Genomic DNA, 9,188 nt, shown 5'->3' on the forward strand with positions numbered 1-9,188 from the left:
ATGAAAAATAAAATCAATTACTATCCATAAATTATCAATTACTCCCCCTGTTCCCTGTTCCCTGTTCCCTGTTCCCTGTTCCCTGTTCCCTGTTCCCTGTTCTCTCTTTTCTGGAGATGTCTAATGATCCAACTACTGATGCCATGACTCAAGCTAATGTCAAAGTGCTGGAAAATTCATCAGCTATGTTACAAGGTTTGAGAACCTTTATGGGACTGTTTCCCAATTGTTTTTTTGGAGAGGTCTATTAAGGAAATGACGAACGGCAGATCGCCAGAACTACAAGAATCCGGGCACTACAAATATTGTCGCTGTGTAAGTCCTGTCCCTTTTTTGACGTAAACCACTATTAAGAATAACAAAAATTATGCCAACAGAAGTAAATGGTGCAATCACTGATGCCGTGACTCAGGCTAATGTCAAAGTAATGGGCGATTCACCAGCTTTGTCACTAATATCAGTCAATGCTTTGATATTTTAATTAGCAAACCCTAATTAGTTAACTGAAAACATGGACAGAGAGTTTCAGCTATATTTAACCTTAAAAATTGTCTAAGTCACACTGCTCATGTTGTTTGAGAGGAAGAAGTCAATTATGACAGAGGAAAATAATACAGATTTTAATAAAAATAATCAAATTAATCCTACAGCAGAGGGAATTGATGACCTTGACTTGGCAATTGCTAATGGGGTTGATGAAATTGATGTAGTTACTCAAGAGCCAGAATTAGAAATTGATAATCCTGACTCCCTAGTTGTTGATGTAGTTACTCAAGAGCCAGAATTGGGAATTGATAATCCTGACTCCCTAGTTGTTGATGTAGTTACTCAAGAACCAGAATTGGAAGATGTAGTTACTCAAGAGCCAGAATTGGAAATTGATAATCCTGACTCCCTAGTTGTTGATGTAGTTACTCAAGAACCAGAATTGGAAGATGTAGTTACTCAAGAGCCAGAATTGGAAATTGATAATCCTGACTCCCTAGTTGTTGATGTAGTTGCTCAAGATACTGTTCTGGGAAATTCACCAGCAGTTGCTCAAAGCAACAATTATCAAACTATGATTGAAGCATCAATTCAGGCTCTTCAAAATTCAGTTAGTTTCCAACAGCAACTAACTGTTAATAGCTACACTACAACAACTAAAAATTTGGGCTTCATCTACTCTAAGCAAAGAAGAGTTGCTCAAAATAACACTACTGATGAAATATTTCAAATGCTTGAGAAATTATTTCCAGAACAGCATAGCCTAATACAGAAAATGCAAGAAGCTCGTTCTATAAAGTCTTGTAAAACTGAAAAAATAGGCTCTAATGGTTCTCAATATCTCAGTAGTGTAATTCAAATGGTAAAAAGTTTACAAGGAACTTCACAAGGTTTCTGAGGTTTAGGAAAAGCTTTTGCGAACCAGTAAAATTTAGACACTTTGTATACAGAAGCTTTCTTCTTTAAATTATAGAAGAGTATTATGACAGACACAGTTAATTCTCAAATCACTGATGCCGTTACCCAAAGCAATACTAATGTCTTGGGCGGTTCTCCAGCCCAATCAATGGGGTTAGTTTATCAAACCATGGCTCATTCTATAAGTTTAGCAATGCAGAATGCTGTGGCAACACAAAATGCAATGCAGCAAATCAATGTAGCTGTGGTTTCGACGACTTGCAAAAAAATTGTAGAACTTGTTCAGTAGTGCTACTAATAATTTGTATACGAGAAAAATATTATGACAGACACAGTTAATCCTCAAATCACTGATGCCGTTACCCAAAGCAATACTAATGTCTTGGGCGGTTCTCCAGCCCAATCAATGGGGTTAGTCTATCAAACCACAGCTCATTCTGTAAGTTTGATTATGCAAAATGCTGTTGCTTCACAAAGTGCAATGCAGCAAGTTAATGCAGCTGTGATTTCAACTGCTTGTAGGCAAATTATGTCCTTACCATCTCAAATTATGGGTATGTCCAACTTCACACAAAATCAAGGTGGCGATCCAGGTTCTACGGATTCTCAAGGTAATAATCCTACGTCTCCTGATAATCCAGATCCTAATCCTGCTTTGCTTGCTTCTAATAGTCAGGAGAAGAGTACCGATCCGACTGATACATCTGCTGGGCAAGAGAAATCTGGCGGTGGGCAAGAGAAATCTGGGAATGGGGGAATTGACGACGACATGAGTCTTATTAGGGGTAAATTGCCAAAAGACGTAGAACAATAAATACAGCGTTTTTTATGAAAGTTGACTACGGGCTATTACTGAAGTGACTGGAAGGCAATTACAATCAGTGTATTTGATAAACCTCAAAAGTGCTGCTGTAATAATTGACAAAACTTGCTTGAGGCTCATTCGTTTTTGCGTCTTTGTCTCAAAAAAATTGTAAAGACAACAAATTGATAAGGTAACTAAATTTTATGTCGAATTTAAAGCAAACCAAGGAAAGTATTTTAATTAATACCCGAACAAATTTATCACCTGATGTTGTTAAGACTGAGGGTGCGGGAAAAGCTTATCAGTCAGTTGCCCAATCAATGGCGATCGCCGTGCAAGATGCAACAGACAATTTGCGAAATATAACTACTATTAGCAGTACAGCGATCGCCGTTTGTACTCAACTTATGATAGCCGAACGCAAAGTCGATCCTTACGCAGAGATCATTGCTAAGTCTCAAGAAACTCTTAATAGTACAGTCGAGATATTTGAAAAAGTTGGAACATCATCAGCTAACATTCTCAAAGAATTTTCTCCTAGTAATTTGTAGATTTAGGAGTGACACAAAAACAGCTACTCAATGCCTTTTCATCAGCTCTTAGTCTTCCATTAGACATCTCCAGAAAATCGTGGAGTAAGGGTTTAATCGCCTTTTATGGAGATACCTAATGATCAAGCAGTTGCACAAAATTAAGTATGGAGAAATGTTATGCCAACCCCACAGCAAAAAGCAGCAGCAGGAATCAAAGCTGACATTGCATTACAACTTGAAACAATCAAATTAGCCAAGAAAGATACGCTAAAAGCCCTTAATAAGCAAAAACTTGAAGCCCAGCAGGTTTATAAGCTTTCAAAGCTATTGCTTGCTGAACAGGTTACTGAAGCAAAACAATCACTGACCAAACAGATTGCTGAAGCAAAACTGGAAGATAATACCACAACAATTGCGGACTTTCAAACAAATTTAGAAACTGATAAGCAACAGGAGGAAGCCGGAACCCAGGAAATTACATTTGCTGCGACCCCAATTGAGGAAAATGATGGGACTGCAAGTAAAACTCCTTCTTTGGAGAAAGAAAAGAAAGTTGAGACAAAGATTGAGAACACCTTATTTACTCAAAGTGCGGCCAAAACAATTAACCAATTTCAACTTGAAGTAAATTCTGCCTGTCAAATGCTTCAAATGGGACTGGCTGAGAATATTAAGCAATTAGGAAACAATATTAATGACTAACTTGACTGATAACACATAAAACTTGTATATCATTCTATGTTTCCAGAGCCGTTTACGATCAGACTTGGGGAATGAGAATGACAAAAAAATTATCTCATCTGAACATTTCTTACATAATGAATATGTTAATGCTTGCTAATACAAAGCCTTCGACGAACGGAAAGGAACAAAAGGCTACCACAGAAAACGAGCGTATCGAAGCTCAAGAAGACAAACCTACCACAGAAGACAATCCTATTACACAGAAGTCTACCAGCTCTAACGAAAAAGCTTATACCGTTTGTTTTTGTGGAACTGGCTGTACGCGAGACGAGGGAGAAACAGACCGCGACGAAAGTGATAAGAGAATATACAGTAAAAATACGGGTTACATCCCGGTGCGTATTCACATGGATATTTCCAAAAAGCTTACAAAAACAACCCCAAGTATCACCGTAAGGGGTGTAGGTGAAAACGACTGGTCTGAGCCAAGAGATGATAGCGAACCCCTGATCTTCAATCACCCGCTCAATGCTCCGAAGGATCTGCTGGACTACGTCAAAAGCTACTCAGGCGGTGACCAGCGGGGCAAGGGAAAGCAGTTGACCGGATGGCAGGCTACTGCTCTTGCGTTGCATGGTGCAAACCTTGCGGCTAGCAGTGGATATCAAAAGTATAATTTTATCGGACACAGTCGCGGCGCAGTCGAATGTATTATGGCTGCTTGGTTTCTCTATGCATACGGCAAAGAAGCAGGATTCTCAAACATCCCTGTCAATATATTTGCGATTGATCCCGTTCCCGGCCCAGGAAACTGGTATGGAATACTAACCCAATTGCCTCCCAATGTCGTCAATTATGTCGGAGTCTACGCATGGGATGAACTGGATACTGGTTTTACAGCATTAGTTCCAAGGCCTAATGGTTTGATGATAGGAAAACCTGAAGAGGTAGAGCTCAAAGACACGGAAAACTGGAAGAAACTCGCTGACAACTTCCAGCTAGCCGATCCGCTAGCCCTAGCCCCCGAAGGCTCAAAACAACCCAACGAAGACAAAGCGAAATACGAACTCTATGCCTGTCGCGGAAAACATAGTACTGTTGCGGGAAATACTACTGGTGATGGCAAATACGACCCTCAGCAATTCAGCCCGAGTGTCGCGCCAGTGCCGGAACTGGTTTACAAACTTGCTAGAGCCTATCTGACTAAATGGGGAACAACCTTTAGCACTAAGAGTACAGTTGAAGAAAGCGCCATAGAATTGAGAAAAAAAATTCATACGGATCACCGGAAATTTGATGCTATGGGTGGCGGTGAGACTCGAACAAGCGTCAAGCCTTTGCGACCTTATGTGCGAAGAGTTTCGTCTATCAGTGGGAGATTGCCCTGGAATACTTACTACTTAGATAACGTGGTGGGCGATCCCCCATACAAATTAGCCTATCCTGTAACTATTGATCGGAGCAATGACGGTTGGGTGAAATGGAAATTTTTATAGATCGGATTACGGAGTCCGGCAAACGCTGAGAACTTTCTCTAGAGTTAAGCGACTAAAACATACAAGTGACAACAAAAGCATTGAGGTAGAGAAGATGAGTCAAATCGATAATATACAAGAAAAACTGAAAGCCCAAAAGTACTTCTATCGTCTTAGTAAGGAAAACTATCTTAGGGTTTTAGATACGCCACACGTTTGGGGTGCTCCATTTGGTGAAGGGATAATGCCGCAAGCGTGGAAACGTCAAGCGGAATTTGAAAGAGCTATTGTAGAGATTATTCAAAAATCTCAATATCGATGCGACCTAGCATCCCTAAATAGTCCAGATCCTGATTGGGTTAGGGCGATCTTGGGAGCTATGGATACCGCGTTGACCAAGACAATGGGTAGAACTCAACCAACACAATTTAGGTTCCTATTCGGACAGACACCAATGTACCCCGCTAGCGAGCCACCGAATTATACAGATTTTAAGGGTGCTCTGATGCGATTGGTAAGAATGCGGGGGCACTTGTGGGAAAAGATGCCTGAAATATGGATGGGGAGATTTTACAGGCTGAAGGCAGGCATTGAGGGAGGCCTTTTAGATAAACTTAAAAGTGTTTTTGGGGACTTTTCCTCAAGCAACAGCCCTAAAATGACCTGGAATCACTCGAAAATAATTGCGGTAGACGGAACTGAAGCATTGGTGGGAGGCCATAACCTAAATATGGATCTATTTAGAAGTTATCCTCCTGTCCATGATGTGTCGGTCGTGGTGCATGGAGATGCAGCATATGGTTCGCAACTGTTTTTGAACGAGATGTGGAAGTGCGAAACTGACCTACTAACGAAAGAACATCTCGATATTGGCGAATTATCCTGGAAAACAGAAAATGATTCTAACAAACCAAGCGATCCGTTTAACAATCAAGTTGTCCAAGATTATATGCTAGCTTGTCAGATCAAACTCATCGATATGCACAAGTCTGGAAAGCAAGAGAGAGTTGATGATCGGTCGCCCAACTACGAAAAGCGGGATGAGTTAGAAAACCGCGAAGTAAACCTGCAAACGCCGAAAAACCTGGAAGAGGAAATTCGCAAACAAGACCTGCAAACCCTGGAAGACCTGAAAATGGAAGTGTTTCAGGAGAGAATAATCTATAACCAATACGATAAATTTGAGGATTATAAGTTGGCAACCCGTATATTGTCAGTAGGCAAATACTGGACAGGTCCAGATAGGAAGAAGGATTACAAAAAGGGGTCTGAGGTGATGAAGGAAGAACTGATAAAGAGTGCGAAACACTCCATAAAGATGTCGCAAATGGACTTAATTAGTGCCTGGAAAAAGAATTGGTCGGATCACGTTGTTTGCCATTGGATCATTGAAGCGCTGCTGGCAAACAAGAATTTAAACGTCGAAGTAGTGGTTTCGCCTTTAGATGCAGGTGCTGGTGCGGAGGGAGACCAATACTCGTTTGGTTCAGGTGCGTCCCGTACATTTGAATTGATGGAATACTATATGACACATAAAATTGATGATACTCTATACGATGATCCAGATGGCTCACGAAAGAAAGCGTTGACCAGGTTGTCTATTGCACCGTTCTATTATACAGATCAATACCAAGGAAACATGATCGAGGGTGAGACATATCATTGGCCAAACCTCAGTGAAGAAGGGTATACATTAACCCTGAAGCAACCGCCACTGTCTGAAAAGCCGCCTAAAAAAGGAGTAATAGGAAGTGCGGTCAAATCAGTAATTAATGCCAGTGGCATTAAACACAGCAGGAAAGTGCCATCAGCACCTGGTAATCATGCTAAGATCATGATCGTCGATGATGAGTTGTATGTGGTGGGATCGGATAATCTTTATCCAGGTTTTCTTTCTGAGTTCAATTACTTAGTTGAGGGTGAGGATGCCGTGAAAGAATTGCTTGAATCGTATTGGAAGCCTCTATGGCAATACTCTAGTCCCCATTCAATAGAACCTTCCGACCCAGTGATACCTTTGATAGAGATAGTTGGCTGAAATGGGCGTTGGTGATGCGTGGCTATGATTGTGCTTTAATCCTACATTCCGCACGACAAAACGTAGCATAAAAATACAAGTCAAAAGTTATGCATTAAGAAGAAAATTATAGTGGTTCATAGGAGTCAACGATTCAGTAGCTATTTATGCTTAACATTTCACTGAGAATTTGACTCCCGATCAAGGTAAATGAAGATAACTTATATAGTATAAATAGGGATTGCTGATTAAATATCACGCGTCTTGACTGGTTTTGGTTTTACCCTTTTCAGGTACTAAGGGAGTACCAGCTTTTAGGTGGGTCAGGTTCAAAAATCTAAGATTTTCGGCATTTCGAGGGGTAGAAAATCAAGGGACAATTCTTCTGACTACTTCTTCTATAATTTCCATTCCTTCTGACTTCTGGATTCTGGGTTCTGGATTCTACCCCCTACCACTCATACTTTTTCAGCAAACCCTAAACCCACATTCCGCACGACAAAATGTAGCATAAAAATCTAAGTCAAAAGTCAAAAGTAAGAAGTAAGAAGTAAGAAGAAAATTATAGTAGTCAACGATTCAATAAGTATTTATGCCTAATATTTAACTGAGAATTTGACTCTTGATCGAGGTAAATGAAGATAATTTATATAGTATAAATACTTAAACATCCTCAGAATTTTATACTAATTTTCATGTTACAAATTGAAGTACGGAATGTGGGTTTTATAATTTGGCATAAGTTAACAGGAGGGTTACAAAGGCAATGGGCGAACAAACCTTTAAAGACTTTTACTGAAGCTTTGGAAGCTTTTCGTACAGCGATGTCTTTCCGTTTTTTATCTAAATGTTGGCATTTATACCCGCGCTCTCCCGTAGGGGAGCGTCGTATGGGAATGCCCATCAATGTTGCGGGTTTACACATAGATAGTATGTTAGGATGTAAATGTTGAAAATTAAGCAGTAGATGGTTGAAAAAGCGTACAAATTTAGATTTTACCCAACTCCAGAGCAGGAAAGTCTGCTGCGGAGGACTTTGGGTTGTGTACGTCTAATCTACAACAAAGCTTTAGCAGCTAGAACCCAAGCTTGGTATGAACACCAAGAACGAGTGAGCTATAAACAAACTTCAGCTATGCTTACCTCCTGGAAAAAACAGGAAGATTTAGATTTTCTTGACAGAGTAAGCAGCGTACCATTGCAGCAAGGCTTAAGACATCTACAAGCAGCTTTCACTAACTTTTTTGGTGGACGGGCTAAATACCCCCACTTCAAGAAAAAACGCAATGGTGGTAGTGCAGAATTTACGAAAGCAGCATTTAGATAGAAAGATGGCCAAGTCTACCTAGCTAAATGTGCGGAACCATTACCTATTAGATGGAGCAGGCAACTACCCCAAAACTGTGTACCTAGTACAATTACTGTCAAACTAGAGGCTTCACCGAAGATGGTCTGTGTCTTTGAGAGTTGATGACACCAGAGATTTAAAACTTAAACCAGTTAAAAAACAAGTCGGGATTGACCTAGGAATTACCAGCCTTTTAACTACCAGCGATGGAAAAAAAGTTGCCAACCCAAAGAATCTTCAACGGTTACATAAAAAACTGAGGTTGGCTCAGAAATCCCTAGATAGAAAACCCGACAAAAAGTCTAATAACTATCACAAAGCCAGGCTTAAAGTAGCCAAGATACACTCAAAAATTAAAGACTCAAGACTTGACTATACCCACAAGCTAACAACCCAACTAATTAGAGAAAACCAAACGATAGTAGTTGAGGACTTGGCAGTAAAAAACATGGTCAAAAACCACAAATTAGCTAGAGCAATATCAGATGCCAACTGGGCAGAATTAGTCAGGCAATTAGTTGACAAAGCTGAATGGTATGGACGGGAATTAATCAAGATTGACCGATATTTTCCAAGTTCAAAACGTTGCTCTAATTGTGGTCATGTAGTTGAAAAATTACCTCTAAAGATTAGAGAGTGGGATTGTCCCGAATGTGGTAGTCACCATGATAGGGACATAAACGCAAGTGTAAATATTTTGGCTGCGGGACTCGCAGTGTCAGTCTGTGGAGCGACCGTAAGACCCGAAGAGAGTAAATCTCGTTTATGCGGGTGCTATGAAGCAGAAAGTTTCTAACAGCAATGGAGCGGGAATCCCGCGCTGTACCGTCAGGTCAGCGTCGGGAGGATGTCAAGTTGGTTGACTGAAAACCTAAAAAGCGTCGGGAGGAAGTACGCAGTGCCCGTTTTAACGGCTGGTTGA

General features: G+C 40.5%; 9 protein-coding genes and 1 pseudogene. All 10 read left to right on the forward strand.

What is annotated here, in order from left to right:
* The first annotated feature begins 367 nt into the window (after positions 1-367).
* The gene (locus AC3DU7_RS16780) at positions 368-481 is read left to right on the forward strand and encodes a RebB family R body protein (protein WP_488040464.1); all 114 of its coding nucleotides are present in this window, start codon (positions 368-370) and stop codon (positions 479-481) included.
* Positions 482-595: 114 nt separating this feature from the next.
* Positions 596-1,384 (forward strand): RebB family R body protein, encoded by a 789-nt coding sequence (locus AC3DU7_RS16785; RefSeq protein WP_488040465.1) that lies wholly within the window; start codon positions 596-598, stop codon positions 1,382-1,384.
* A gap of 84 nt (positions 1,385-1,468) precedes the next feature.
* Positions 1,469-1,693 (forward strand): RebB family R body protein, encoded by a 225-nt coding sequence (locus AC3DU7_RS16790; RefSeq protein WP_488040466.1) that lies wholly within the window; start codon positions 1,469-1,471, stop codon positions 1,691-1,693.
* Between the two features lie 33 nt (positions 1,694-1,726).
* On the forward strand, positions 1,727-2,218 hold the full coding sequence (locus tag AC3DU7_RS16795; protein ID WP_488040467.1) for a RebB family R body protein: 492 nt from the start codon (positions 1,727-1,729) through the stop codon (positions 2,216-2,218).
* Positions 2,219-2,412: 194 nt separating this feature from the next.
* Positions 2,413-2,760, forward strand: coding sequence for a hypothetical protein (locus tag AC3DU7_RS16800; RefSeq protein ID WP_488040468.1), 348 nt, complete (start codon positions 2,413-2,415; stop codon positions 2,758-2,760).
* 159 nt (positions 2,761-2,919) lie between these two features.
* The gene (locus tag AC3DU7_RS16805; protein WP_488040469.1) at positions 2,920-3,444 is read left to right on the forward strand and encodes a hypothetical protein; all 525 of its coding nucleotides are present in this window, start codon (positions 2,920-2,922) and stop codon (positions 3,442-3,444) included.
* A gap of 77 nt (positions 3,445-3,521) precedes the next feature.
* On the forward strand, positions 3,522-4,922 hold the full coding sequence (locus AC3DU7_RS16810) for a hypothetical protein (protein ID WP_488040470.1): 1,401 nt from the start codon (positions 3,522-3,524) through the stop codon (positions 4,920-4,922).
* Between the two features lie 94 nt (positions 4,923-5,016).
* Complete coding sequence (locus AC3DU7_RS16815; RefSeq protein ID WP_488040471.1) at positions 5,017-6,939, forward strand: phospholipase D-like domain-containing protein; 1,923 nt, start codon at positions 5,017-5,019, stop codon at positions 6,937-6,939.
* Positions 6,940-7,613: 674 nt separating this feature from the next.
* On the forward strand, positions 7,614-7,871 hold the full coding sequence (locus AC3DU7_RS16820; RefSeq protein WP_488040472.1) for a hypothetical protein: 258 nt from the start codon (positions 7,614-7,616) through the stop codon (positions 7,869-7,871).
* Between the two features lie 14 nt (positions 7,872-7,885).
* Positions 7,886-9,129 (forward strand): annotated as a pseudogene (locus AC3DU7_RS16825) (RNA-guided endonuclease InsQ/TnpB family protein).
* The last annotated feature ends 59 nt before the right edge of the window (positions 9,130-9,188 follow it).

It is taken from the genome of Okeania sp., from assembly GCF_983059655.1.

Excerpts from the sequence above, each read along its gene's own strand:
- AC3DU7_RS16790 (WP_488040466.1), top strand. The coding sequence starts at position 1,469 with ATGACAGACACAGTTAATTCTCAAATCACTGATGCCGTTACCCAAAGC.
- AC3DU7_RS16805 (WP_488040469.1), top strand. The coding sequence starts at position 2,920 with ATGCCAACCCCACAGCAAAAAGCAGCAGCAGGAATCAAAGCTGACATT.
- AC3DU7_RS16795 (WP_488040467.1), top strand. The coding sequence starts at position 1,727 with ATGACAGACACAGTTAATCCTCAAATCACTGATGCCGTTACCCAAAGC.
- AC3DU7_RS16815 (WP_488040471.1), top strand. The coding sequence starts at position 5,017 with ATGAGTCAAATCGATAATATACAAGAAAAACTGAAAGCCCAAAAGTAC.
- AC3DU7_RS16800 (WP_488040468.1), top strand. The coding sequence starts at position 2,413 with ATGTCGAATTTAAAGCAAACCAAGGAAAGTATTTTAATTAATACCCGA.
- AC3DU7_RS16785 (WP_488040465.1), top strand. The coding sequence starts at position 596 with ATGACAGAGGAAAATAATACAGATTTTAATAAAAATAATCAAATTAAT.
- AC3DU7_RS16780 (WP_488040464.1), top strand. The coding sequence starts at position 368 with ATGCCAACAGAAGTAAATGGTGCAATCACTGATGCCGTGACTCAGGCT.
- AC3DU7_RS16820 (WP_488040472.1), top strand. The coding sequence starts at position 7,614 with ATGTTACAAATTGAAGTACGGAATGTGGGTTTTATAATTTGGCATAAG.
- AC3DU7_RS16810 (WP_488040470.1), top strand. The coding sequence starts at position 3,522 with ATGACAAAAAAATTATCTCATCTGAACATTTCTTACATAATGAATATG.